The 24,687-nt window shown below is 64.6% G+C and carries 20 protein-coding genes; 8 read left to right on the top strand and 12 right to left on the bottom strand.

What is annotated here, in order from left to right; genetic code table 11:
* Nucleotides 1–30: 30 nt before the first annotated feature.
* The 4 genes from ACEN42_RS15105 (at nucleotide 31) to ACEN42_RS15090 (ending at nucleotide 5,401) form a co-directional block, all read left to right on the top strand.
* Entirely contained in the window at nucleotides 31–1,323 is a 1,293-nt protein-coding gene (locus tag ACEN42_RS15105) for an ATP-binding protein (RefSeq protein ID WP_250482902.1), read from the top strand.
* A gap of 43 nt (nucleotides 1,324–1,366) precedes the next feature.
* Entirely contained in the window at nucleotides 1,367–1,909 is a 543-nt protein-coding gene (locus ACEN42_RS15100) for a response regulator transcription factor (protein ID WP_035497380.1), read from the top strand.
* A gap of 469 nt (nucleotides 1,910–2,378) precedes the next feature.
* Nucleotides 2,379–3,938, top strand: a complete 1,560-nt coding sequence (locus ACEN42_RS15095) for a methyl-accepting chemotaxis protein (RefSeq protein ID WP_371880347.1) — start codon at nucleotides 2,379–2,381, stop codon at nucleotides 3,936–3,938.
* 161 nt (nucleotides 3,939–4,099) lie between these two features.
* Nucleotides 4,100–5,401 carry a solute carrier family 23 protein gene (locus ACEN42_RS15090; protein ID WP_238209499.1) on the top strand — a complete coding sequence of 434 codons (1,302 nt, stop codon included), beginning with the start codon at nucleotides 4,100–4,102 and terminating at the stop codon, nucleotides 5,399–5,401.
* Nucleotides 5,402–5,575: 174 nt separating this feature from the next.
* Here the strand turns inward: ACEN42_RS15090 and ACEN42_RS15085 are convergent, their stop codons facing one another.
* Nucleotides 5,576–5,848, bottom strand: coding sequence for a hypothetical protein (locus tag ACEN42_RS15085; protein ID WP_371880346.1), 273 nt, complete (start codon nucleotides 5,846–5,848; stop codon nucleotides 5,576–5,578).
* Here ACEN42_RS15085 and ACEN42_RS15080 point away from each other — a divergent pair.
* Complete coding sequence (locus ACEN42_RS15080) at nucleotides 5,841–7,727, top strand: YadA family autotransporter adhesin (protein ID WP_371880345.1); 1,887 nt, start codon at nucleotides 5,841–5,843, stop codon at nucleotides 7,725–7,727. The two genes, ACEN42_RS15085 and ACEN42_RS15080, sit on opposite strands and share 8 nt — an antisense overlap.
* A gap of 63 nt (nucleotides 7,728–7,790) precedes the next feature.
* Here the strand turns inward: ACEN42_RS15080 and ACEN42_RS15075 are convergent, their stop codons facing one another.
* Nucleotides 7,791–9,440 carry a Na+/H+ antiporter gene (locus ACEN42_RS15075; RefSeq protein WP_371880344.1) on the bottom strand — a complete coding sequence of 550 codons (1,650 nt, stop codon included), beginning with the start codon at nucleotides 9,438–9,440 and terminating at the stop codon, nucleotides 7,791–7,793.
* Between the two features lie 384 nt (nucleotides 9,441–9,824).
* On the opposite strand from ACEN42_RS15075, the gene ACEN42_RS15070 reads away from it, so the two are divergent.
* Nucleotides 9,825–11,144: an EAL domain-containing protein gene (locus ACEN42_RS15070; RefSeq protein WP_371880343.1), complete on the top strand. Its 1,320-nt coding sequence runs from the start codon at nucleotides 9,825–9,827 to the stop codon at nucleotides 11,142–11,144.
* Here the strand turns inward: ACEN42_RS15070 and ACEN42_RS15065 are convergent, their stop codons facing one another.
* Nucleotides 11,145–14,711 carry an indolepyruvate ferredoxin oxidoreductase family protein gene (locus tag ACEN42_RS15065; RefSeq protein ID WP_371880342.1) on the bottom strand — a complete coding sequence of 1,189 codons (3,567 nt, stop codon included), beginning with the start codon at nucleotides 14,709–14,711 and terminating at the stop codon, nucleotides 11,145–11,147. It abuts the gene before it with no gap.
* 248 nt (nucleotides 14,712–14,959) lie between these two features.
* Between ACEN42_RS15065 and ACEN42_RS15060 the strand changes: the two genes are divergently transcribed.
* On the top strand, nucleotides 14,960–15,610 hold the full coding sequence (locus ACEN42_RS15060; protein WP_371880341.1) for a glutathione S-transferase family protein: 651 nt from the start codon (nucleotides 14,960–14,962) through the stop codon (nucleotides 15,608–15,610).
* Here ACEN42_RS15060 and ACEN42_RS15055 read toward each other — a convergent pair.
* The 9 genes from ACEN42_RS15055 to ACEN42_RS15015 all read right to left on the bottom strand — a co-directional run bounded on the left by ACEN42_RS15055 (nucleotide 15,607) and on the right by ACEN42_RS15015 (nucleotide 23,374).
* Nucleotides 15,607–15,852 (bottom strand): hypothetical protein, encoded by a 246-nt coding sequence (locus ACEN42_RS15055; protein ID WP_035497396.1) that lies wholly within the window; start codon nucleotides 15,850–15,852, stop codon nucleotides 15,607–15,609. The two genes, ACEN42_RS15060 and ACEN42_RS15055, sit on opposite strands and share 4 nt — an antisense overlap.
* 66 nt (nucleotides 15,853–15,918) lie before the next feature.
* On the bottom strand, nucleotides 15,919–16,140 hold the full coding sequence (locus ACEN42_RS15050; RefSeq protein ID WP_371880340.1) for a hypothetical protein: 222 nt from the start codon (nucleotides 16,138–16,140) through the stop codon (nucleotides 15,919–15,921).
* Nucleotides 16,141–16,214: 74 nt separating this feature from the next.
* Nucleotides 16,215–17,126, bottom strand: a complete 912-nt coding sequence (locus ACEN42_RS15045; RefSeq protein ID WP_187608767.1) for a carbohydrate kinase — start codon at nucleotides 17,124–17,126, stop codon at nucleotides 16,215–16,217.
* 5 nt (nucleotides 17,127–17,131) lie between these two features.
* Nucleotides 17,132–18,385: an AGE family epimerase/isomerase gene (locus ACEN42_RS15040; RefSeq protein ID WP_371880339.1), complete on the bottom strand. Its 1,254-nt coding sequence runs from the start codon at nucleotides 18,383–18,385 to the stop codon at nucleotides 17,132–17,134.
* Entirely contained in the window at nucleotides 18,382–19,401 is a 1,020-nt protein-coding gene (locus ACEN42_RS15035; RefSeq protein WP_035497401.1) for a LacI family DNA-binding transcriptional regulator, read from the bottom strand. Before ACEN42_RS15035 ends, ACEN42_RS15040 begins: the two co-directional genes overlap by 4 nt.
* Nucleotides 19,402–19,605: 204 nt before the next feature.
* A complete protein-coding gene (locus ACEN42_RS15030; protein WP_371880338.1) occupies nucleotides 19,606–20,220 on the bottom strand; it encodes a class I SAM-dependent methyltransferase in 615 nt (204 codons plus the stop codon).
* Nucleotides 20,217–21,008 (bottom strand): PIG-L deacetylase family protein, encoded by a 792-nt coding sequence (locus tag ACEN42_RS15025; RefSeq protein ID WP_187608764.1) that lies wholly within the window; start codon nucleotides 21,006–21,008, stop codon nucleotides 20,217–20,219. The genes ACEN42_RS15030 and ACEN42_RS15025 overlap by 4 nt, the downstream gene beginning before the upstream one ends.
* Nucleotides 20,996–22,033: an acyl-CoA dehydrogenase gene (locus ACEN42_RS15020; RefSeq protein WP_371880337.1), complete on the bottom strand. Its 1,038-nt coding sequence runs from the start codon at nucleotides 22,031–22,033 to the stop codon at nucleotides 20,996–20,998. Before ACEN42_RS15020 ends, ACEN42_RS15025 begins: the two co-directional genes overlap by 13 nt.
* A gap of 321 nt (nucleotides 22,034–22,354) precedes the next feature.
* A complete protein-coding gene (locus tag ACEN42_RS15015; RefSeq protein ID WP_371880336.1) occupies nucleotides 22,355–23,374 on the bottom strand; it encodes a bile acid:sodium symporter family protein in 1,020 nt (339 codons plus the stop codon).
* Between the two features lie 513 nt (nucleotides 23,375–23,887).
* Between ACEN42_RS15015 and ACEN42_RS15010 the strand changes: the two genes are divergently transcribed.
* Nucleotides 23,888–24,256 (top strand): hypothetical protein, encoded by a 369-nt coding sequence (locus ACEN42_RS15010; RefSeq protein WP_187608761.1) that lies wholly within the window; start codon nucleotides 23,888–23,890, stop codon nucleotides 24,254–24,256.
* The last annotated feature ends 431 nt before the right edge of the window (nucleotides 24,257–24,687 follow it).

Below are 24,687 nucleotides of genomic sequence, written 5' to 3'. Positions count from 1 at the left end.
GCGTAACCACGCCGTCAAGCACTCAACGAGATGCATCGCATAACCAATACCGGTCGGGTCAATCTCGGTCACCTCTTCTGGCTTCGCTCGCTCGCGATCATCGGCCAGTTGACGACCATCGCCGTCGTGCAGATTTTCTTCGGCGCGAAGCTCCCGCTGCCCGCGATGCTGCTCGTCATCGCGCTGGAGATGATGTTCAACGGCCTCACGTGGCTGCGCGTCGCGCGGGCGCGGCCGGAGACGAATCTCGAACTGTTCGGCCAGATGTGGGTCGATCTCGGCGCGCTCTCGGCGCTCCTCTTTCTCTCCGGCGGCGCGACCAATCCGTTCGTCACGCTTTATCTGCCGTCGCTCGCGATCGCCGCCGCCGTGCTGCCCTGGACGATGATGGCCTGCCTCGCGCTCTTCGCCGTCGCCTGTTACGCGCTCCTCAGCTACAACTACGTGCCGCTCAATATCGAGAATCCGGCCAATCTCTTCGATTATTTCCGCACGGGCCTGTGGGTCAACTTCATGGTGAGCGTGGGGCTGATCGGCTGGTTCGTCGCGCGCATGTCGCGGGCGCTGCGCGCGCGTGACGCCGCGCTCGCGGAAGCCCAGCAACGGCATCTTCGCGATGAACGCGCAGTCGCGCTCGGCGTGCAAGCGGCGACCGTCGCGCACGAAATGGGCACGCCCCTTTCGACCATCGCGATGCTCTCCGAGGAATTGCGCGACTCCGCCGCGCACGACAAGAACCTCGCGCCCTACGCCGCGGACTTCGAACTGCTGGAGCAGCAGATGGCGCTCTGCACGTCCGCGCTCGCACGCCTGCGCAGCCGCGCGACGGGTCCTTCGAGCCGCCAGGGAATCGACGAATGGCTGTCGAGCTTCATCGAGCAATGGCGTTTGCGGCATCCGCAGGTGAAATTCGCGCAGATCGGCGGGACACCCGAAGATGCGTCGATCGACGACGCGGTGGCCGTCGGCCAGATCCTCACGATCCTGCTCGACAACGCCGCGCGCGCGAGCAGCGAATCGGTGACGCTGCAGGCGTCGGCCGAGACCATCGACGAAATGGACTACGTGCGCTTCGACGTGTGCGATCGCGGCCCGGGCATTCCGCCCGCGCTGCGCGCAACGCTCGGCGCGGGCCCGGTCGACAGCACCCAGGGCGGTCACGGCGTCGGGCTATATCTGGCGTTCGCGGCGGCGGCGCGGTTGTCCGGATCGATCGAACTGATCGACGGCAAGCCGCGCGGCACCTGCGCGGTGCTGCGCCTGCCGAACCGCGGCGCGGTCGCGGCGCCGGCGGCAAGAACTGAACGAAGCGGCGCGGCCTGAACTCGAACCCAGGCGCGCCCGATCGGCATTACGGAGAAAAACCATGAGCGATACCAACTTCCTGATCATCGACGACGACGAAGTCTTTTCCGGCATTCTCGCCCGCGGCCTCACGCGACGCGGCTTCACGCCACATCAGGCTCACGACGCCGACGAAGCGCTGAAGCTCGCCAACCAGCACAAGTTCGGGCAGATCACGGTCGATCTTCATCTAGGCAACGATTCCGGGCTGCGGCTCGTCGCGCCGCTGCGTGACCTGCAACCGGATGCGCGCATTCTGGTGCTGACCGGCTACGCGAGCATCGCGACGGCCGTGCAGGCGGTGAAGGACGGCGCGGACAACTATCTCGCCAAGCCGGCGAACGTCGAGTCGATTCTCTCCGCGCTCCACGAGCAGGCGAGCGAGCAGACGGCGGAGGAAGCGATCGAGAACCCGACGCTGCTCTCAGTCGCGCGGCTCGAATGGGAGCACATTCAGCGTGCGCTCGCCGAGAACAACGGCAATATTTCGGCGACGGCGCGCGCGCTCAACATGCATCGGCGCACGTTGCAGCGCAAGCTGGCGAAAAAGCCGGTGCGGCAGTAAAGCGAGACGACGCCCGGGCGACACTCGATCGGGCGGCAATTCGATATTGACGGGGAACTGTTTTGGTCGACGCGCTCGGAATACATCGACGATAAAAAACGAGCGCCCAAAAAAGAACCGCCCAAGCCGGGTGCCAAGGGCGGTAATCGGAGAGTTGCAACAATATGCGCGTACATGGAACACGCATGTAGAAAGCATACGTTGCACGGGTGTACGCCCGAATCAGAAAACTCCCAATTAAGCGCCTGCTTAGTTTCTCTGCCGATGAGCAACAATTGGCGGGTTTCTTTCGACGCCGCTTTCGCGGGTCTTTCGTCGACATTTCGACGCTCATCCTCGCGCCGTTATCTCCTTCATACGCGCTCAAGAAAAACGAAACGAGCGCCGTAAAGCCACTCTGTGCGCAAACCGGAGTTTGCGCCGCGCCGTCCGCGGGCGTCGTCCGCGGGGCGTGACAGAGGAGACATCGATGAAATGGTTTGACCGCCTGTCCGTGCTCAGCAAGCTGTTGCTGTCTTTCGCGGTCGTGATCCTGTTCTGCGCGTGCGTGGGCGTCACCGGCGTGGTTTCGCTCGCGAAGATGAACGGCCTGATTGAGGAAATCGGCCAGCGTCACATGGACGGCCTCTATTGGGTCGAGGAAGTGAACAAGCACAAGCTCAACACGGATCTCGCCGCCGCCAACCTCACGTTCGCCGACGACACCGGCAAGGCAAAGCTGAAGGAAGGCATGTCGGCGTCGCTCGACAGCATGCACCGCGCGTTCGAGCTCATGCGCCCGACGATGCACTCCGCCGAAGGCATCGCGCTCTACGACACGGCGAGCAAGTCCGTCGCCGCGTGGGAAGACATCGTGCTGATGCAGATGGGCAGGAAGCCGATGCCGATCGACGTCGATCAGATGGGCCTCATCGCGCGCGCGATCGCCGCGAGCGAAAAGGCGCGCGATTCGCTGGAGCGCCTCGCCGACTTCAAGAGAAAGCGTGCAACCGACGCGCGCCGCGACGCGGCATCGGAATACGAAACGATGCGCATCGTCATGCTCGCGCTCGTGTTCGGCGCGATGGTCGCGGGCGCGCTGCTCGCGGTTTTGATCGGACGGCGTCTTTCCGCGCAGCTCGGCGGCGAGCCGGCGTACGCGGCGGACATCGCCGACCGCATCGCGCGCGGCGACCTGTCGACGCGCGTCGACACGCGCCCCGGCGACGAGCGCAGCATGCTCGCGAGCCTCGGCAACATGAGCACGAAGCTCGCGGATATCGTCGGCGGGATTCGCCATTCGAGCGAGTCGATTCTGTTCGCATCGCGCGAAATCGCACAGGGCAACACCGATCTGTCGCAGCGCACCGAAGAGCAGGCGGCGTCGCTGGAGGAAACCGCGTCGAGCATGGAGCAGCTCACGCAGACCGTGAAACAGAACGCGAGCAATGCGGACGAGGCGAGCGGCCTCGCGCGCGGCGCGTCGGACGTGTCGGCGCGCGGCAGCGAACTCGTGGGCGAAGTCGTGGATAACATGCGCGAACTGGCGTCCGGCTCCAAGCGTATGACGGACATCATCGCCGTGATCGAGGGCATCGCCTTCCAGACCAATATCCTCGCGCTGAATGCCGCTGTGGAAGCGGCGCGCGCCGGCGAGGAAGGGCGCGGCTTCGCGGTGGTCGCGGGCGAAGTGCGCTCGCTCGCGCAGCGCAGCGCGATGTCGGCGAAGGAAATCAAGGAACTGATCGAGGCATCGACGGCGCGCGTGGACAGTGGCGCGGCGCTGGCCGAGCGCGCCGGCGCGACGATGGCCGAAGTCACGCACGCGGTCCAGCGCGTGACGGACATCATGGCGCAGATTTCATCGGCGTCGCACGAGCAGAGCGCGGGCATCGAGCAGGTGAACCGGGCCGTCGCGCAGATGGACGAGGTGACGCAGCAGAATGCGGCGCTCGTCGAGCAGGCGGCCGCCGCCGCGGGCGCGATGGCCGATCAGGCGGAGCAACTGAAGAGCGCGGTCGCGGTTTTCGAACTGGGACGCGGCGTCTGACGCGGCGGGCGGGCGTGACACGTCGCGGGCATGCGACGGCCAAACGGTCGTAATATCGGCTCGCTTGCCACCCGAGAGCCCGCTCCGTACACTCGCGCCTGATTTTTCAGATCAAGCGCGCCGCACGGACGGCGCCTCACCGCCGAGAAGGAGCCCCGCCGATGTCCGATTCCTATTTCCCGCGCTGGCCGGTCCAGACGGATGCTCAGGAGGGGCGCATCGTCGCGCCCGACGAGCGCCTCGCCTGGCCGCAGATGATCGCGATGGGCATTCAGCACGTCGTCGCGATGTTCGGCTCGACTGTGCTCGCGCCGCTCCTGATGGGCTTCGATCCCAATCTGTGCATCTTCATGTCGGGCATCGGCACGCTGCTGTTTTTCGTGCTGGTCGGCGGCCGCGTGCCGAGCTATCTCGGTTCGAGTTTCGCGTTCATCGGCCTCGTGATCGCCGTGACGGGCTATGGCGGTCATGGCCCGAACATGAACATTCCGGTCGCGCTGGGCGGGATCATCGCGTGCGGCGTGGCTTACACGGTCATCGGCCTGATCGTCGCGGCGGTCGGCACGAAGTGGATCGAAGCGCTGATGCCACCGGTCGTCACCGGCGCGATCGTCTGCGTGATCGGACTGAATCTCGCGCCGATCGCGGTGAAAGCCGTGATGGGCAGCAGCTTCGAATCGTGGATGGCGCTCGTCACCGTGCTGTGCGTGGGCGGCGTCGCGGTGTTCGCGCGCGGCATGGCGCAGCGCCTCCTGATTCTGATCGGCCTGGCGATCGCGTACGTCATCTATGCCGTGCTGACCAACGGCATGGGCATGGGCAAGCCGATCGATTTTTCGATCGTCGCGAACGCCGCGTGGTTCGGCATGCCGCACTTCACCGCGCCCGTGTTCGAAGCCCCGGCGATGACGCTGATCGCCCCGGTCGCGATCATTCTCGTGGCGGAGAATCTCGGGCACATCAAGGCCGTCGGCGCGATGACGGGCAAGAGCCTCGACAAGTACATCGGCCGCGCGTTCGTCGGCGACGGGCTGGCGACGATCGTCTCCGGTTTCGCCGGCGGCACCGGCGTGACGACGTACGCGGAGAACATCGGCGTGATGGCCGTCACGAAGATCTATTCGACGCTCGTGTTCGTGATCGCGGCGCTGTTCGCGATCGTGCTCGGGTTCTCGCCGAAGTTCGGCGCGGTGATCCAGACGATTCCGGGCCCGGTTCTGGGCGGCGTTTCGATCGTCGTGTTCGGCCTGATCGCGGTGACCGGCGCGCGCATCTGGGTTGTCAACAAGGTGAACTTCTCGGATAACCGCAATCTGATTGTCGCGGCCGTCACGCTCGTGCTTGGCACCGGGGATTTCACGCTGAAGCTCGGCGGGTTCGCGCTCGGCGGCATCGGGACGGCTACATTCGGCGCGATCATTTTTTATGCGCTGTTGCGACGGCGCGGCGGCGGCGTCATCTGATGCCTGAACTCACGCGCGCCCCGTGGCGCGCGTGATGCTTTTAGGCAGGCATATTTGCTTCGTAGTATTAATCAGATATCTTCGGAATTTTCGGCTGTTGCGTCTTTAAGCTGCTCGCTAACATCCGCATCATCCATGGCACAGAATGCCGTTTCCTTGAGAGAGCCGTGGTGATTAGTTCGGAATGCGAATAATGATAAACAGGTTGAAACGTATCCAGAAGTCTGATTCGGCTGATTTGCCGAATGCTGCACCAGGGCGAGGCAAGGCTTCATCGAGACGGCAGCGCACGCCGGGCGTTCCGCGCATCCTGGCGATGCTTCTCTCCGTGACAGGTCTTGTCTTTGCCGGCGACGGTTTCGCCCAAGCGGTGGTCATCGGAAGCGGTGCGAGCGCCACAAACTTGATGGGTGGCGCCGATAACGGCGTTGCATTGGGCGTGGACACGCACGCCGACACGACTGCTCTCCCCGGTGCGTCGCCGGTCGCGATCGGGGCCGGCGCCAACGCCACTGGCGCGGGCTCGCAAGTAGCAATCGGCGATGGCGCGGCAGCCCGCGGCGAGAACGCGATCGCGATCGGCGGCCATCCTTATTCCGAAGTCACAACGGCGAACGGCGACTATTCGGTGGCGATCGGCGCGTCGTCGCAGGCGACCGGCCGAGGCGCGATGGCGTTCGGTGGAGACCAGGACAACAGTTCGGGCGCCAACGCCTCAGGTGATTACGCGCTGGCGTTCGGCGCAAAGTCCAATGCATCCGGCCCGGCTTCGATAGCGTTGGGGACGAATTCGCAGGCGCTCAACGCCAACGACGTCGCGCTCGGTTCCGGAAGCGTGACGGCCGCCGCCGTGGGCACCTCGGCGGTGACCCTCAACCGCTTGCGCTTCGACTTCGCGGGCGCGGCTCCGACCAGCACCGTCAGCATCGGGAGTGTCGGCGCGGAACGCACCTTGACCAACGTCGCCGCTGGCCGGCTCACCTACGACAGCACCGATGCAGTGAACGGCTCGCAACTGAACGCGACCAATCTGGCATTGGAGCTCGAAGACGGCAAAGTGAACTCGTTCGGCAGCGGCGTGGCGCAGGCGTTGGGCGGCGGGGCGCAATTCAACCCGGCGGACGGCACGTTCACCGGGCCGACCTACAACGTCTACGGGCAGCCGCAGTCGAACGTCGGCGACGCGTTCGCCGCGTTGCAGAATCTCGCGCCCTTGCAATTCTCTACGGCGGCGTCGCCTACCGTCGGCCTTGGCGCCAATGGCTTGCCGGTGTCGAACGACGTCACGCTGGTCGGACCGACGGCCGGCGCCGTCACGCTGCACAATGTCGCGGCCGGCGTCGATCTGACCGACGCGGTCAACGTGTCGCAACTGAAAGCCTTGGACACCAAGATCGATACGTTGGGCGGCAGTGTGGTTGCATCGCTGGGTGGAGGCTCCGGCTACGATCCGAACACAGGCGCAGTAGCCTCGCCCAACTACAGCGTGTACGGTCAATCGTATGCCGGCGTGGATAATTCCATCGCCGCGTTGCAGAACAACGCGCCGCTGCAGTTCTCGAGCGCGGCCTCGCCCACCGTCGGTCTTGGCGCCAACGGCCAGCCGGTGTCGAACGACGTCACGCTGGTCGGACCGATGGCCGGCGCAGTCACGCTGCACAACGTCGCGGCCGGCATCGATCTGACCGACGCGGTCAACGTCGAGCAACTCAACGGCGCGATCAGCGCGGCGATCATCAACGTCAGTCCCGCCGGCGCGGTATGGGTGACGGGCAATCCGGACACGTATGCCGTTCCGGTCGCCACCGGCGCCAACGCCACGGCGATCGGCAGCGGCGCGGTTGCATCCGGCCAGTCCAGCACGGCGATCGGCAACGGCGCGGTGGCGAACGCGGATAACTCGGTTGCACTGGGCGCGAACTCGGTCGCCAGCGAGGCCAACACGGTTTCCGTCGGCGCGGCGGGCAGCGAACGCCGTGTGACCAATGTTGCGCCGGCCGTGAACGGGACCGATGCCGTCAACCTGAATCAGATGAACGCGGGCCTCGGCAATCTGCAGAATCAGGTGTCGCAGAATCTGAAGAAGTCATACGGCGGCACGGCTGCCGCCATCGCGATTTCGGGGCTGCACTACGACGATCGGCCCGGAAAAATCTCTGCCGCGGTGGCAACGGGTTACTACCACAACCAGATGGGCCTCGCGATGGGCGTAGGCGGTACCTCGGAGGATGGCCGCTGGCGCGTGAATGGCGGCCTGACGCTGGCGCCTACGTTGTCGTCGCCGGATTTCGGCGCGGTCGTCGGCATGACGCATACGTTCAATTGAACGTAGCCAGTGCCTGAGAGCCGGACGCATCGTCAACCGATGCGTCCGGCATTTGCACGCGCGTCACGCGCCCGTCCCTCGCTTGCGATTCACGATCGCCGTCTCCGACAGATCGACTTCCCGCATCAGCTTGTTCAGCGTCTCGTCGTTGATCTCCTGCAGGGAACGCAGTCGCAACAATTCCGCGCGCTCGGCCCTCAGCGCCGCCATCTTGAGCCGCGTCTCCACCAGTTCGCTCTTCTTCGCCGCCACGCGCGGCGCTTCTTCGTCGCCGAGCGATTCCAGCCGTCTGCGATACATGCCCATCACGCGCGCGGTCGAATCGGCGCAGCGCGCGGACCCGGCTTCATCCATCTGCTCGATGAGCTCGTCGTGCGTATCGTCGATCGCGCGGATCGCCGCCTGCGCCGCGCGGCGGCGCGCCATGCGTTCCTCCGCCGCGTGCGGATTCTTCTCACGCTCGATGCCGCGCAGCATCAGCGGCAAGCCCACGACAGCGATGAGCAGCGACACCAGAATCACCGCCGATGCGATGAAAATGGCCAGATCGCGCCCCTCGAGCGTCACGGGCAGCGACAGCACGCCCGCGAGCGTCACGGCGCCGCGCACGCCGCCAATCGTCGTCAGCGCGAGCGTGCGAAAACCGGGCGCGGCGCTGTCGATGCCGCGTTTCGCGGTCTTGCGCGCCGCGACCCAGCGCAGCGAATACACCCAGACGAATCGCAGCGAATAAAGCGCGACCAGCGTCGCGAGCACATAGCCGATCAGGAGGCCCACTTGCGCGTCGCTGTCGTGATGCGCCTCGATCAGCGCCTGCCCGAGGATGTGCGGAAACTGCAGCCCGAGCAGGATGAACACCATGCCGTTGAAGACAAACTCGATCATCGTCCAGGTGCTCGTCATGCGCACGCGCACCGCGCTCGGAATGCCTTCGCGCAGGCTCTGGATGTTCATCATCATGCCGGCCGACACCGCCGCCAGAATGCCCGAGCAGCCCACATGCTCGGCCATGACATACGCCGCGAACGGGATCAGGAGCGTGAGAATCACGCCGGCGGCCGGGTCGTCGTCCTCGGAAAACTTCAGGAGACGCGACGGAATTTCGGTCAGCGCCCAACTGATCGCCGCGCCGATCGCGATCCCGCCCGCCGCGATGATGAAAAAACTGATCGTCGCGTCGCGCAGCGAGAACACGCCCGTCAGCGCGGCCGCGATTGCGAACTTCAGCGCGACGAGGCCCGACGCGTCGTTCATCAGCGCCTCGCCTTCGAGAATATGCATCAGGTTCGCCGGAATCCGGTTGCGTCCGGCGATGCCGGTCAGCGCGACGGCATCGGTCGGCGAGAGCACGGCGGCGAGCGCGAACGCGATGGGCAGCGGCATCGTCGGAATCATCGCGTGCAGGAAGTAGCCGAGCAGGCCGACGGTGATGAACACGAGGCCGAGCGCGAGCATCAGGATCGCGCGCCGCTGCATGTAGAGCTCGCGCTTCGGAATGCGCCAGCCGTCCGCGAACAGCAGCGGCGGAATGAAGAGCAGCATGAAAAGCTCGGGATCGAACGTGACGTGCAGCGCGAAGCCCGGCCACGCGAGGCACGCGCCGAGCGCGATCTGGATGAGCGGCAGCGGCAGCTTGATCGGAAGCAGGCTCAGGCCGAATCCCGACAGCGCCACGACCAGCAGAAGAATGAGGACGGTAAAGACGATTTCCATGTGTGCGCTACTGCACGACGCGCGCGAGCGGCCGGCGCACGCGGCGTCTAGCATTGATTCGATGAGCCGAAAGTTTAGCCTCTGCAGGCGATATGGGCAGCGACAGTGGCCTTCGGTTTTCGCACCGCGACGGTGCGCGTGCACAGGAAATCGCCTGTTGGCGGTGCATGGAGCGGGCAAACCATCGACGAATCGACCCGCGCACTGCGCATGGAGCTTGCTTTAACGAAAGCCACGGGACTCTGAGACTCCCGACGAGACATCGAGGGCTGTTCTTATGACAACGGTATGGGACGGGCCCGGCGCGGGCCCGGTGGCACGGATGACGCAAGGCAGGCGCAGGTCGACCGCGCATCGCCGGGATATGGAGGCGAGAGGATCGGCATGGTGATCGCAAACCCCGAAAAAGCGACGGTTTCCGCGCGGAGCTTCGAGCTCGGCGTGACATCGGGCTTCGACCGCTATTCGGTCGAGCATGGCGAGTTGACGCTATCGAGCGTCTTCCAGCCGGTGTTCAGTCTGTCGCACATGCGCGCGGTCGGCTACGAGGGCCTGTTGCGCGCGCACGATGCGCTCGACCGGCCGGTGTCGCCGCTCGATGTGTTCGGGCAGGCATCGCGCGTCGGCGAAGCATTGCTGATCGACCGGCTCGCACAGGCGCTGCATCTCGAGAACTTCAAGATGCTCGGCGCGCAGACCGAATGGCTCTTTCTCAACGTGCATCCCGGCGCGCTGATCGAGCCGTATCACGCGGCGGCGCTGCTCGCGAATCTCAAGCGCCTCAATATCGAGCCGCGTCGCGTCGTGCTCGAAGTGCTCGAACAGAGCGCGGAAGATGTCGAGCGGCTCGCGCTCGCGGTGCAGCAGTTCCGCGATCACGGCTTTCTCATCGCGCTCGACGATTTCGGCGCCGGGCACACGAACATCGAGCGTATCTGGCAGCTCGATCCGGACATCGTCAAACTTGATCGCGTGATGCTCTCGCACGCCGGCCACAACGTGCATGCGCCGCTATCGGCGCGCTCGCTCAAGCAGCGGCGGAACATGGAGGCGGTGTTGTCGGGCATCGTGTCGCTGCTGCACGAGGCGGGCAAGCTCGTGTTGATCGAGGGCGTCGAGACCGAGCACGAAGCGCAACTCGCGCTCGCGAGCGGCGCGGACTTCGTGCAGGGATTTTTCTTCGCGCGGCCGCATCCGGGGCTCGCGGACAGCGCGCACGCGCAGACCGTGATCGGTGAGCTGACCGAGCGTTACCGCTTGCAGACCGAAGCGCGCCAGCGGCGTGTCGCGACGCGCCTCCAGCCGTATATCCGCGCGTTCGAGCGCGCCGCCGAGCGGCTCGCGGCGGGCGAGCCGCTCGAAGAAGTGTGTTGGAACTTCCTCGCGCTCGACAACGCCGCGCGCTGCTTCCTGCTCGATCAGAACGGCAAGCAGGCGGGCCGCAACGTCGTGCTGCGCGCGGATCGCGCCGCGCACGAGGCGCGCTTTCTGCCGCTCATCGACGCGCAGGGCGCGAACTGGCTGCGCCGCCCGTACTTCCGGGCGGCGCTCGGCGATCCCGAGCGCGTGCATGTGACGAAGCCGTATCTGTCGATCAACGAGGCGATGCCGTGCATCACGCTCTCGGTGGAGACGCGCTCGCAAGGCAAGCGCTGCGTGTTGTGCGGCGACGTCGACTGGTTGCCCGACGACGACATCGAATAATTACTTCGCCACGACGACCGGAATGCCCTTGAGCGACGACGCCCCCTTCATCGTGTCGATGGAGACGCGCACGGCATCGCCTGTCGCCGCTTCGATGCCGATACGCGCCGCGATGTCGCGTTCGCTGCGCTTGACCATCGCGACGTTCGCGAGCTTCACGTGACCATAGCCGCGCACGCGCTCGAAAAGGGCGGCGAGGGCTTTGATGTCGCCCGCGCTGGCTGCGTCGAGCTTGCCGAGGGCGCGCGTCATCGTGATCTCGAAGTCATCGGCGAGCTGACGTTCCATGCGGCGTTCGAGCGTCTTGCCGAAGACATCGAGCGCCGTGCCGCGCAACGCGCGAATTTTCGCGAGTCCGCCGAGCACCGGCCACATCCACTGGCCGAACACCTTCTTCTTCGGCGCGCCATGCGATAGCGCCGGCGGCGCGAGGTTGAACTTCACGGTATAACTTTCGCCCGCCGTGCCGTCGAACTGCGCGCCGAGCGCGGCGCGGAACGCCGGGTCCGCATAGAGGCGCGCGACTTCGTATTCGTCCTTCACCGCGAGCAGCTTGTAGAACGAGATCGCGATGGCGCGCGCGACGGCTTCGTTGCCCGCCGCCTTGTTCACCAGCTTGCGATAACGCGCGACATACTTCGAACCGCCATAAGCCAGCAGACGTTCCTCGCGATCGCGGATCAGCTCGGGCAACGACATCCGGTCCATCACGACGCGCTTCGCCAGCACCTGCGCGGTCAGCGCTTCGAGCGCGGCCATGTCCGCCGCCGCGAGACGGCCGATCGAGAACGCCAGCCTGTTCGCCGCGACCGCGACATTGTTAAGCTCGATCGCGCGCATCAGCGCCGCGAGCGACAGCGGCACGAGTCCGAGCTGCCACGCGAAGCCGAGCATCAGGATGTTCGCGCCGATCGTATCGCCGAGAAAACGCTGCGCGAGCGCTTGCGCATCGCAACTGCGCATCGCGTCGTGCGCGCCGGGGCCGGCGGCGTGACGCATCTTGTCGAGGAGCGCATCCGCGTGCAGATTCGCTTCGGGGTTCTGCACGAAGCTCGCGTTCGGGATCGCGTGCGTGTTCACGACGATCTTCGTGCGATCGTGCCGCACCGTCTGCAACGCTTCCGGACTCGCGCCGACGACCATGTCGCACGCGAGCAGCAAGTCCGCCTGTTGCGTGTCGATGCGCACCTGATTGAGCAGCGCGTCCGTCGCGGCGAAGCGCACGAACGACAGCACCGAGCCGCCTTTCTGCGCGAAGCCCATGAAATCGAGCACCGACGCGCTCTTGCCTTCCAGATGCGCCGCCATGCTGATGAGCGCGCCGACCGTCACGACGCCCGTGCCGCCGACGCCCGTCACGAGAATGTCGTACGGCGCCTGGTCGAGAAGGCCGGCCGGTTGCGGCAGCGCATCGACGCGGCGCGCGAGTTCGGCGGGGTCGAACGCATGGCCTTCGGCCTTTTTCAGCTTCGCGCCTTCGACCGTGACGAAGCTCGGGCAGAAGCCGTTCACGCACGAATAGTCCTTGTTGCACGACGACTGATCGATGCGCCGCTTGCGGCCCAACTCCGTTTCGACCGGCTCGACGGAAAGGCAATTCGACTGCACGCCGCAATCGCCGCAGCCTTCGCACACGGCTTCGTTGATGAAGAGGCGCTTGTCCGGATCGGGAAACTCGCCTTTTTTCCGGCGACGGCGCTTTTCGGCTGCGCAGGTCTGATCGTAGATGAGCACAGTGACGCCCGGCGTGTCGCGCAGGCGGCGTTGCACGTCGTCCAGTTCGCCGCGGTGATGAAACGTCGTGCCGCGCGGAAACTGATCTTCGTGGCCTTGATATTTCTCGGGCTCGTCGCTCACGACGACCAACAGCGCGATGCCTTCCGCTTCCACCTGCCGCGCAATCTGCGGCACCGAAATGCTGCCGTCGACAGGCTGGCCGCCCGTCATCGCGACGGCGTCGTTATAGAGAATCTTGTACGTGATGTTCGCCTTCGCGGCCACGGCCTGACGAATCGCGAGAATGCCCGAATGGAAGTAGGTGCCGTCGCCGAGATTCTGGAAGACGTGCGGCGTTTTCGTGAACATCGAATGCGACGCCCAGTCGACGCCTTCGCCGCCCATCTGGATCAGGCCGGTGGTGTCGCGTTCCATCCACGAGGCCATGAAGTGACAGCCGATGCCCGCCTGCGCGACCGACCCTTCCGGCACTTTCGTCGATGTGTTGTGCGGGCAGCCCGAGCAGAAGTAGGGCGTGCGCTTAACAGAATCGGCGACATTCGAGAGGATGTTCGGCGCGACGAGATCGACGACCTTGTCGCGGCGATCCAGCGCGGGCTTGTGACGCGCGAGCCATTCGGCGAAAACCGGCAGCACGCGCGACGGACGCAATTCGCCGAGCGCGGAAAGAAGCTGCGCGCCGTCGCGCGCGTTCTTGCCGATCACGATCGGTCGCGCGCCTTCGACGCGGTTGTACAGGTGATCCTTGATCTGCTGCTCGATGACCGGTCCTTTCTCTTCGATCACGAGCACTTCGCTCAAACCTTCGACGAACGTTTCCAGCCGCGTCGTTTCGAGCGGATACGACAGCCCGACCTTGTAGATGCGCACGCCGGCGGCGTCGAGATCGTCGATGGTGAGTTCGAGACGGCGCAGCGCTTCCATCAGATCGAGATGCGCCTTGCCGCACGTCACGATGCCGACGTTCGCGCGCGGGCTCGGCGCGATCCACTTGTCGATGCTGTTCGCGCGGGCGAAGTGACGCACGGCGTCGATCTTCGCGGCGAGGCGCGCTTCGATCGTCAGGCTCGGCAGGTCGGGCCAGCGGTTGTGCAGGCCGCCCGGCGGCGGCGTGAAATCGGCGGGCGCTTGCCAGTCGGTGCGGATCGCGTCGAGATCGACGGTCGAGCCGGATTCGACCGTCTCCGAAATCGCCTTGAAGCCGATCCACGCGCCCGAGAAACGCGACAGCGCCCAGCCGTAGAGACCGAACTCCAGCATGTCCGCGACGTTCGACGGATTCACCACCGGCATGTGCCACGAGATCATCGTCTGGTCGCTCTGATGCGGCATCGACGACGACACGCAGCCGTGGTCGTCGCCCGCTACCACCAGCACGCCACCGTGCGGCGACGAGCCGTACGCGTTGCCGTGCTTGAGCGCATCGCCCGCACGATCGACGCCCGGGCCCTTGCCGTACCACATCGCGAACACGCCATCGACGGTGCGTTCCTCATCCGATTCCACGCGCTGCGTGCCGAGCACGGCGGTGCCGCCGAGTTCCTCGTTGATCGCGGGCAGAAAGCGCACATCGTGCGAAGCGAGCAGTTTCTTCGCCTTCCACAACTGCTGATCGACCATGCCGAGCGGCGAGCCGCGATAACCGCTCACGAAACCGGCGGTGTTCAGATTGGCGGCGCGATCGCGTTCGCGCTGCATCAGGACGAGGCGCACCAGCGCCTGCGTGCCGGTGAGGAAGATTCGGCCTTTGGTGGCGCTCAGGTTGTCGCTGAGCTGATAGTCCGACAGCGCGGGAGGAAAAAATGCATCGGCGGGGACGCGCGCGTTCATGAAATCTCCAGAGTCTTTTTTTGAGATGCGGGGCAATGCGACATTCTTTGCCGACAAATGCAGAATGTTTTTGCGCACTCGTCGCGATTCCGCGCACATCGAGAAGCAATGGCCTCATTTTCGAGATTAGCGGGAGGAATTTTTCTCGATCCGTTTTGCTTACGCGTAAACCCGATGCCGTGCGCCGCGCGATTCGCGGGGTTTTGGGGCTAACCTGAACGCATCGAAAGACAACGAAAACGACGCCGATGAAGCTCTTCTACTGGCCGAAGACGCGCGCCTTCCGCGCGCTGTGGATGCTCGAAGAAATGCGTGTGCCGTATCAGCTCGAGTTCGTGAACATTCGGGCGGGGGCGCAGAACGATCCGAATTTCTGCCGCGTCAATCCGATGTCGAAGCTCCCCGCGCTGGAAGACGGCAGCGTGCGCGTGGCCGAATCGGGCGCGGTGCTTCTCTATCTCGCGGATCGCTATCCGGAAACCGCGCTCGGCGTGCCGTTGCACGACCCTTCGCGCGGCCGCTTTCTTCAGTGGATGTTTTTCACCGGCTCGTGTCTCGAACCCGCGATGGCCGAGCGCATGACCGGCGCGCCGGGCAACACGGTGAGTTTCGGCTGGGGCGATCTGACGCGCGTCGAGCAAGCTATCGAGAACGCGCTGGAAGAAGGGCCGTGGCTGCTCGGCGAACAGTTCACCGCCGCCGATATTCTCGCGGCGAGCACGCTGCGGATCGCGTTCATCGCGAAACTGCTCGAACCGGAGGGTGTGCTCTTCGATTACGTCGAGCGCTCGCTCGCGCGTGAAGGCTACGAACGCGCGTCAGCGATCGATCATCGCGAGGCCGATCGGCTCGCGTTGAATACGCACGTGGGTCTCGTGCATCCGTCGAACGAAAATTAGGGAAACGCGCGTGGTTTCGGAATGCCCGCGCCGGCTTCGATATCGGAGACGGCGCGCTGATGCGCTAGCTCGACGGCTTCGGCTTTGTCGGCGAGACCGTCATCGCCGCCGACGGTCGTCCACGGCTGAACGGCCTTGTCGTGATGACGGATCTCGTATTCCGCGTCCCAGCGCGAGCCTTGCAGCTCGACCGCCCTCACGTGGATGGCGTAGACGCCGTATAGGAAGATCTGTTCCGGCATATGTCCTCCGATGCAGCCGGGAGGCGCCGCGAAGCTCCAGCGCCACGCGCCGCCAAGGCCGCCTGGCTACAGTTCGATTTCCCCGAGTATGCGGTGCGCTAGCGCGCGCGCTTCGTTGAGCGCTTCTTCTTCGTTGCCCGATTCGGCTTCCACTTCGTAGAGCGTCGCATCGGTATCCTCGCCGTCGTCGCGGGCGAGCGAGACGAGGCCCTGGAACTTGCCGCCGTCGACGGTGCGTACACCGATCGTCGCGGTATACATGCCTTTCGTGTAGGTGGTGTCTTCCATGTGGATTCGCCTCCAGGCAAGGACGAACCCATGCTAGCACGCTGATATGTAACGCGTGCGACGCGCTTTTCAGATCACGTCAACAGATCTTCGACCTCTTCCAGCGAAGGCGAATGCGCGCCCGAATGACGGCACGCCGCCGCGCCTGCCGCGAGCGCGAACTTCAGGTGATCGGGCCAGTCGCCGTGGCGCGCCATCAGGCTATAGAGCAATCCGCCGATGGACGCATCGCCGGCGCCGACCGTGTCCGCCACTTCGACGCTCGGCGGGCGCGCGCTGTATTGCTGGTCGCCGGCGTAGAGCGTCGCCTGGCCCGACCCGCGCGTGACGAGCACCGTGGCTTGCGGATTCATCGAACGGATTTTCGAGAGCGCGTCCGCTTCGGGCATGCCCTTGAAGAGCATGTGCAGATCCTCGTCCGATACCTTGATGAGATCGGCGAGGCTCGCCATGTTGCGCAGGATCGGCTCGTAGCCGTGCTCCATCAGATTGCGATAGTTGGGATCGAAGCTGATCTTCACGCCGTGCTCGCGCAGTTGGCGGGCAAGCGCGGCGAGCGTCGCGCCGAGCGGCTGGCGCACGAGGCTGATGCAGCCGAAATGCGCCCACTTCACGCGCTCCATCCATCCTTGCGGCAGCCGCGACGGATCGAACGCCAGATCCGCGCCGTTCTCGCCCATGAAGTAGTACGTCGGCGGCTGCGTCTTGTGGACGATCGCGAGCAGCGGCGGACGTTCGACGCGCTGCATGAAGCGCATGTCGAGCCCCGCCGAGGCGCTCGCTTCCCACAGGTCGTCGGAGAAATTGTCCGTGCCGAGCGAGCCGGCGCAGGCCGTCGGCAGCCCGAGCCGTGCGACCGCGCGCGCGACGTTCCAGCCCGCGCCACCCGGACGCGAAAGCCAGCTCGACACGTCGGTGCGGATCATGTCGGTGAGGATGTCGCCTGCCGAGACGAATTGCGGGAAGGTGGTTTGCTCGCTAGCCATTCGGGTCACCGTTGAGTCGAGTTCGGGCCGAGCGCGTTCAGCACTTCGTAGCACGCGCCCATCGTGTGATAGTCGGTCTTGCCGGCGGGACTTTTCTCGTCGCCGTACTTGCGGTTGTCGCACGTGAGAATGCGATACCACGCGCCGTATTCGTGATCGACGAAATGCGCCCAGCTATAGCGCCACAGTTCGTCGTAGCAGTCCCAGAAACGCTCGCGGCCCGTGCGCGCGCCGAGCAGCGCCGCCGCCGCGAAACTTTCCGCCTGCACCCAGAAATATTTGTCGTGGTCGCAGATGGTGTCGTCCGGGCCGAAGCCGTAATAGAGGCCGCCGTGACGGCTGTCCCACGCGCGATTGAAGCCGGCATCGAACAGTTCCACGGCGCGCGGCGCGAGCCACGGCAGCGCGCGATGCCGCTCGAGAATCAGCAGAAGCTTCGCCCATTCGATCTGATGACCCGGCTGGAAGCCCCACGGACGGAAGATGTTCGAGCTGTCCGATTCGTTGTAGTGCCAGTCCACGGACCAGTCGCGGTGAAAGTGCTCCCAGACGAGCCCGTTCGACAGCCTTGCCTGACGCAGCGTGATATTGCCCGCGATCTTTTCCGCGCGATCCAGATAGATGACGTGGCCGGTCGCCTCGTACGCGGCGAGCAGCGCCTCGGTCGCGTGCATGTTCGCGTTCTGGCCGCGATAGTCCGAAAGCTGCCAGTCGGGCGTGGCCTCGTCGGCGTAGAGGCCGGCGTCGGCGTCCCAGAAACGCCGCTCCATGAGCGCGAACGTTTCGTCGATCATCGGCTTTGCTTCGTCGATGCCCGCCATCGCCGCGTGCGCGCATGCGAGCAGCACGAACGCCGTGCCGTAGCAATGGCGCGTGCCGTCGAGCGTGCGCTTCTGCCCGTCGCGCCACTCGACTTCCCAGTCGTAGCCTTCGTTGGCGGCGTCCCAGTGCGCATCGCGCAGGAATTTGAAAGCGTGGCGTGCGTCGTCTTGATAGCTCGCGTCGCCGAAATGGCGGTATGCCATCGCGTAATTGAAGACGAAGCGCGTGCTGCTGACGAGGTGGCGTGTCGTGCGATCGTAGACGCTGCCGTCGTCCTTGAAGAAATGAAAGAAGCCGCCGGACGGGTCGCGTGCGTTGGGCGCGTAGAACGCGAGCGTGTCGCGCACGTGCGAGAGCAGGAAGTCGCGGCTGCGGAAGTCGATCGCGCGTTCTGCTGGCACTGCTTGCGCGACGGCAGGTGAGGCGGTCATGTTCATGGCGTGCTGATGTCCTGTTTCGTGCCCGAGCTCGCGCGAGGAACGAAATTGACGGCGACGAGCGTGTCGGCCTGGCTCGGCGGGCTCGATTGATCTTCCAACAGCAACTCGACGCCGCGGCGCCCGAGCGCTTCCTTGTCGACGGTCACGGTCGAGAGCGGCGGCGTGCTTTGCGCGGCGGCCGGAATGTCGTCGAAACCGACGAACGCGACGTCATCCGGCACGCGCAGCCCGTGCGCAAGACAGACACGCATCGCGGCGAGGGCCGCTGCATCGTTATAGGCGAAAACCGCGTCGGGCAGGGGACTGGATTGCGCGCGGGCGTCGGCGATCAGGCGCTCCATCGCGTCGGCGGCGGCGAGATCGGCGGGCAGGCCCGGCTGAGTGACGATTTCGAGTGTCGGATCGAAAAGCTGCCCGGCATCGAAATACGCCTTGCGATAGCCGAGCGCGCGCTGCGCGATGCTGTAATGCGCGAGCGATCCGCCGATGAACGCGATACGCCGCCGTCCTTGCGCGAAAAGATGCTGCATGGCGAGCGACGCACCTTTCACGTTGTCGATATTGACCGAGCGAAAGCCCGGCGCGCGCAAATCGATGAGCACGGTAGGCCGCGCGAGCGAATGCAGATGCGCGAGCAGTTCCGGCTCGACGAAGCCCGCCACCGCGATGGCGTCGGGCGCGTGCAGGCGCATCTGCTGCGCGAGATCCTGCGTCGGGCCAGCCGTGAGCACCGACGGCACGAGCCGCCGCTCGCGACACGCTTCTTCGAAGCCGTTCAGCACGTGCGAGAAAAAAGGGCTGACGGCGAAATTGTTGTGCTGCCGATGCAGCAGAAAGGTCACGCGACGAATGCGCGTGCGCAACTGTCCCGAGTCATAGCCGAGCTGCTGCGCGACTTCGACGACGCGCACGCGCGTCGCTTCGGACAAGCCCGGTTGATTCTTGAGCGCGCGCGACACCGTCCCGATCGAGACGCTTGCCGCACGCGCGACATCGCGAATGGTTGTGGCCATCGTGGTGTTCTCTGTCTCCGCCTGTTTTCGGCTGTTCTTTCGGCCCACGCGATGTTTATTGCGCCTGACCGGTTCGCATGCTTTGGGCGATTGTATAGTAAAAAAGCCGGACCAAACGCGTAGATCGGATTGGAGAAAACCAGTAGAGCCTTGTTGTATATGAGATTCCTTGCAATTTGTTTGTTTAGTAAAAATCAGAAAACGCTATACCGATGCTTCCCGATCGTGGATCGAGCGCTTGTCGGGCGTCCACACGTCGAGGACCAGATCGTCGTCCCAGTAGTGGCAGAGCAGCGGCAGACTCATGCGGCCGCGCAACTTTGCGTGCACGTCGTCGCCGTGCTGCTCCCAGCCTTCGATCGGCCGACGCCAGTGACACGCGACGACAGCGCCATCCCGCGACAGCGTCTGATGTATGTGCTCGACGATATGCCAAAGCTGCGGTTCGTCAAGGTAATAGCCGATCTCGCTGATCACGACGAGATCGAACTTGCCGCTTGGCCAGACATCGGGCAAGAGCATCTGCTGAACGGTTACGTTGGGACACTCCGCGACGCGTTGCCGCGTGAGCGCGACGGCGTCCTCGGCGATATCCGTGGCGACCAGTTCGTCGCAGCGCTGCGCCAGCAGGGCGGTCAGCTCGCCATTTCCGCAGCCGGGCTCGAATGCGCGCGCATACCGCTCATGGGGAAGTGACGCGAGCATGAGCGCGCGCTTGCGCCGTTCATACCATCGATTTCTGATTTTCCAGGGATCGTCGTCGTGTCGATACAGGTTATCGAAGTACTGCTTAGTATTGTCGCTGGTGTTGTTGTTCATATGAGTACGACTTCGAATGGCCGAGTCAGCCGGGCCAGCACATGCTCGGGTAGCACTGGCGCCTGACCGGTCGTGGTATCGGGATCGAGTTGGCTCCGAAAAGCCTGCACGGCCCGAAGCTTCCGGGCATGCGTTGCGGTGTCGAGGACGATGCGGCGAGCACGGCTCCATGGCACGCGCGTATCGTCCGGCGACGCCCAGTGCCAGGTCCAGAGCGGCACTTCCACGCAGGGCAGATCGAGCGCTTGTGCCGCGGAATGAACGGCGCGCCCGGCCGCTTCGTGGTCGGGGTGACCATCATAGCGCCAAGTCGTGAAAACGATATCGCCGGGTTGAAGAAATTCGGATAGTGATCCTGACAAAATTTCTTCGATACGGCCCGGCGCGCCGTCCGGAAGCCCGAGCCTGACCACCTCAACCTGCCGCAGATGCAGCCGTTGAAGCGCCGTTCTCGTTTCCTGCGGACGCACGCGCGCAAGGCGTTCCGGCGGCCATTCGGTCGAATCCGGGTGACTCGCCGTGCCGTCGGTAGCAGCAACGATGAGTATGCGGCGGCTGATTTCCGAGAGACGGGCGAGCAGCCCGCCGGTGCCGAGTACTTCGTCGTCGGGGTGTGGCGCAACTACGACAGCCCGTGCGCCGAGCGGCACCAGTTCGGCGGGATCGACCTCGGGCAGCGCGTTGAGACGCGCCCATCCTTGCCACGCGGCCTCGGGCGTGCCTTCGCCGGATATCGTGCGGTCGGCGGCCTGTTCGTCTGTCGGCGCTTGCGTGGTCACACTTGCCATGAAGTTAGTCCCTCCTCTATGACGCGCTCGGCGAGCGATGCTTCGTCGCGCTCGGCGTGGCTTTGTCGAATGAAAACCGGCAGATCGGCCATGAGTTGCGCGAAGTGCGCGTCGCGGCATAGCGGAGCTGCGCCCAGCGCACGGCCTGCGCGTGTCACGACGAGCGACGCCGCAGTTTCCGCCGCGAGGCGTGCGCGCATTGCGGCGGCCATCGCGTCGGCGTGCGGCGAGCGGTCAATGTACTCGGCCGTCTCGCGCAGCAACGCGGCCGTGGCGCACAAGGTCGTATCGATGACGCCAAGGTGCGCGAGCTTGTGCGGACCGGCGCGATGCCTCGCGTCGCGCGCGACGAATGCGGCGATGCCGGCCGCGGCGCCAAACCAGCACGCGGCGATACCCGCGCCGCCGTGCCAGAAGCCCGGGCGCTCGACGTACGCTCGCGGAGAGCCGATACGAAGCGCGGGCACGCGTTCGAAGGACACATCGACGCTCGCGCTCGCCTGCATGCCGACCGCTTGCCAGCCAGAGTCTGTGATCCGCACGCGTTCGTGTCTCAGATCGACGGCGGCAAGCACCGGTTCGTCGCGCTCGTTCCATGCGGTCACGAGCGCATGCGTGACCGATGCCGCGCCGGAACACCATGATTTCGCGCCCTGCAAGAGCACGGTCTGCGAATCGACGTCGCCCAGCGCCGATAGCCGCGCGTTCGGTGGCTCGGCCGCCCACACGGCCCACGCGCTGCCGTGATCCGGTTGCTCGGCACCGAGCTCGGCTAGGATCGCGAGCGCGTCGGTGTGACCTTCGTACAGCTTGACCAGCGACAGGTCGAACGCGGCGACTGCGCCGAGCGAGCGCCAGCGTTCGGACGTGTTCCCGTGACCGGGCAAGGGCAGTCGATCCAGGCCCTCGCTAATCAGCGCATGCAGCGCGTGACCGGCGTCTTTCGCGCTGCCGCGCTGGAACGGCATTTCGTCGAGGAAGGCGCGCAAGGCGGATGCCGTCGTGAGTTGTTCGACGTGATTCATCTTTCCTTCCGCCTTTGATGAGTGACGCGTGGTGTGCGCATGCTTGTCCTATGCCCGTTTCTGCACGTTGTTGAACAAGAGTGTGGCAAGGCACATGCCCGGACGCCATTCGGCCGAAAGGTGTAGGCCAAAGCATCGGACGCCGGGCAACGAAGGTTTGAAAATCGATGCGGGAAGTCAGGCGTTTCGGCCTATGCCGTCCGGCCGAATCGACATCAACGTGCGGACGGGCTCAAATGACGCAAAGGCCGCGCAGGGCGGCCTTCGGAGAGGAGGGTAACGATGGCAAGGCAGACGACGCCGCCTGCGGTCGGGCTCGAATCAGCGGCGCGCAGGCGCAGCGACGTTCTTGTCCTTGCGCACCGGTTCGGGCGCCGTCTTGCGCGCACCCCAGCGCTGCGCGAGCACTGCGCACACCATGAGCTGGATCTGATGGAAGAGCATGAGCGGCAGCACCACCGCGCCCACCGCGTGCGACGCGAAGATCACCTTCGCCATCGGAATGCCGGAGGCGAGGCTCTTCTTCGAGCCGCAGAAGATGATCGTGATCTGGTCAGCGCGGGAAAAGCCGAGACGCTTCGCGGTGAAGGCCGTGATGAAAAGCGCCGCCGCCAGCAGCAGGATATTGACGACAAGCAGGCCCGCGAGCGTCGAAAGCGAGATCGAATGCCAGATGCCTTCGTTCACGGCCTCGCTGAACGCCACGTACACGACGAGCAGGATAGAGCCCTGGTCGACGAACTTGAGCATCGCGCGGTGCTTGTCGATCCATTTGCCGATGGCTGGCCGCAACAATTGCCCGGCGATGAACGGCACGAGCAGTTGCAGCGTGATGTTGCCGACGGTGTGCCACGGCGAGCCGGTCGTCGCGCCGTGATTACTCACGACGAGCCCGACCAGCGCAGGCGTGATGAAAATGCCGAGCAGGCTCGACGCGGACGCGCTGCACACGGCAGCCGGCACGTTGCCCTTCGCCATCGACGTGAAGGCAATCGACGATTGCACCGTGGACGGCAGCGTGCAAAGAAAAAGGATGCCCGTGTAGAGCGCGGGCGTGACGAGCGGCATGAGCACCGGCTTGAGCACGAGGCCAAGCAGCGGGAAGAGTGCGAACGTGCTTAGCAGCACGACGAGATGCAGCCGCCAGTGCGTCGCGCCGGCGATGATCGCCTCGCGGGAAAGCTTCGCACCGTGCAGGAAGAACAACAAACCGATGGCGATATCGGTAATCCAGTTGAACGCCACCGCCGCGCTGCCGCGGCAGGGCAGGAAGCTGGCGACGATGACCGTGCCAATGAGCGCCAGCGTGAAGTTGTCGGGAAGGAGTTTGGGCCGTGCCATCAAAGGTTCTCGTGCCGGGACACCCCGGACGCGCTGCCCGGCGTATTCGTCGTCAAGTCAGTAAAAACCATGATTTTCGCTCGTGCCCGATTAAATTGGCAAATTCATTTACCAGATCGATTGATTCCCCATGCGCATGAAAGCAACAAAACCTCTGTGCGGACCGGGGTTCAAAGCCAGCAACATCCGGGCCTCGCACGCATCGATTTCACGGCTTTCGCAACCGTCTGTCCAGCAAAAATTTCGTCACATGATTGGCGATCCGAAACAGTCGGCCAACACGAAAAAACTCTGACGTAACATGGTGTTACAACCATCGAGCAGGCCTAACACTTTTTGGCTCGACTGCCGCCACGGTGCGAAATAAATTGTTGGGTACACCGGTTGGCGGGTTTTTGCATTGCCTCGATGCAGCAACCCGGATGTTCCGACTACGGCCGGTTGTCCGCCTGAATCGGAAGCACCGCTTTCGACGCACGGACGGGAATATCGGTCGGAGCAGGCAGTTTCGACATGACGCTCACTGGCTTTCGCAAGACTACCCGGCTTTTCGCATCCGCTGCGCTCGGCGCGCTGGCGGTGGCGGGTTCGCTCGCGCTCGCGGGGCCGCGTGTCGAGTGGCTGTCGTCGGCGGTATTCAGCGATTCCGCCGCAAGCCGTCAGTCATTGCACTACACGCCGGTCTCCGCCAAGGACGGTCTCACGCCCGTGAGCGCCGAAGTGCGGCCCGGCCCGCGCGCGGACCAGGCAGTGCCCATGCGCGGCACAGGCTCCATTCGCGCCGACATCACGCGCTACAACGAAGAGCGCAGCCTGCCACGCCCGCCCGGGCGTCCGGCGGATGACGGCCGCACGCCGGCCAACGCGAACTATCGCAATTGAGTCTTCGGTCCCGTCGCCAATAGCTGTCGTTCGGCAATGAACGCAAAACTATTGGCGCGTCTAGTTTCGCGACCAAGATGACGTAATCACGCCACACTCAGGCAGCGATTTTCTCCAAGACATTTCGATCTTTTTTCCGTGCACGGACAATGCGCCGTGCGCGGGGAAATGTCGTATTCCCGATATTTCGAATGGCTTTCGACGCTCCGACAGGCGCGCCGGTGCTCGCTCTGCAAAGCGTCGGGTTTTAAGAAAAATCAGCGCGCGCGTGCGATACGACGCGCTCCGCCGCATGCCCAGGCGGTCGGCATTATCCGAACCGCTATACCCGCAATAACCAGAAATATTTTTGACCGGAAAAATGGTCCGTAAAGATGGTGCCGCTCCACACGCGATGCCACTCTCGCCCACAAAACCGTCAGCCGGTCAGA

Origin of the sequence: Caballeronia sp. S22 (assembly GCF_964261745.1) — a bacterium.
GTDB lineage: Bacteria > Pseudomonadota > Gammaproteobacteria > Burkholderiales > Burkholderiaceae > Caballeronia > Caballeronia jiangsuensis.
The sequence above is the reverse complement of the archived record's forward strand: the minus strand, read 5'-3'. Positions and strand labels throughout refer to the sequence as shown.

Coding starts and splice junctions, on each gene's coding strand:
- ACEN42_RS15105 (WP_250482902.1), top strand. CDS start 31: ATGCATCGCATAACCAATACCGGTCGGGTCAATCTCGGTCACCTCTTC.
- ACEN42_RS15100 (WP_035497380.1), top strand. CDS start 1,367: ATGAGCGATACCAACTTCCTGATCATCGACGACGACGAAGTCTTTTCC.
- ACEN42_RS15095 (WP_371880347.1), top strand. CDS start 2,379: ATGAAATGGTTTGACCGCCTGTCCGTGCTCAGCAAGCTGTTGCTGTCT.
- ACEN42_RS15090 (WP_238209499.1), top strand. CDS start 4,100: ATGTCCGATTCCTATTTCCCGCGCTGGCCGGTCCAGACGGATGCTCAG.
- ACEN42_RS15075 (WP_371880344.1), bottom strand. CDS start 9,440: ATGGAAATCGTCTTTACCGTCCTCATTCTTCTGCTGGTCGTGGCGCTG.
- ACEN42_RS15070 (WP_371880343.1), top strand. CDS start 9,825: ATGGTGATCGCAAACCCCGAAAAAGCGACGGTTTCCGCGCGGAGCTTC.
- ACEN42_RS15065 (WP_371880342.1), bottom strand. CDS start 14,711: ATGAACGCGCGCGTCCCCGCCGATGCATTTTTTCCTCCCGCGCTGTCG.
- ACEN42_RS15060 (WP_371880341.1), top strand. CDS start 14,960: ATGAAGCTCTTCTACTGGCCGAAGACGCGCGCCTTCCGCGCGCTGTGG.
- ACEN42_RS15055 (WP_035497396.1), bottom strand. CDS start 15,852: ATGCCGGAACAGATCTTCCTATACGGCGTCTACGCCATCCACGTGAGG.
- ACEN42_RS15050 (WP_371880340.1), bottom strand. CDS start 16,140: ATGGAAGACACCACCTACACGAAAGGCATGTATACCGCGACGATCGGT.
- ACEN42_RS15045 (WP_187608767.1), bottom strand. CDS start 17,126: ATGGCTAGCGAGCAAACCACCTTCCCGCAATTCGTCTCGGCAGGCGAC.
- ACEN42_RS15040 (WP_371880339.1), bottom strand. CDS start 18,385: ATGAACATGACCGCCTCACCTGCCGTCGCGCAAGCAGTGCCAGCAGAA.
- ACEN42_RS15035 (WP_035497401.1), bottom strand. CDS start 19,401: ATGGCCACAACCATTCGCGATGTCGCGCGTGCGGCAAGCGTCTCGATC.
- ACEN42_RS15030 (WP_371880338.1), bottom strand. CDS start 20,220: ATGAACAACAACACCAGCGACAATACTAAGCAGTACTTCGATAACCTG.
- ACEN42_RS15025 (WP_187608764.1), bottom strand. CDS start 21,008: ATGGCAAGTGTGACCACGCAAGCGCCGACAGACGAACAGGCCGCCGAC.
- ACEN42_RS15020 (WP_371880337.1), bottom strand. CDS start 22,033: ATGAATCACGTCGAACAACTCACGACGGCATCCGCCTTGCGCGCCTTC.
- ACEN42_RS15015 (WP_371880336.1), bottom strand. CDS start 23,374: ATGGCACGGCCCAAACTCCTTCCCGACAACTTCACGCTGGCGCTCATT.
- ACEN42_RS15010 (WP_187608761.1), top strand. CDS start 23,888: ATGACGCTCACTGGCTTTCGCAAGACTACCCGGCTTTTCGCATCCGCT.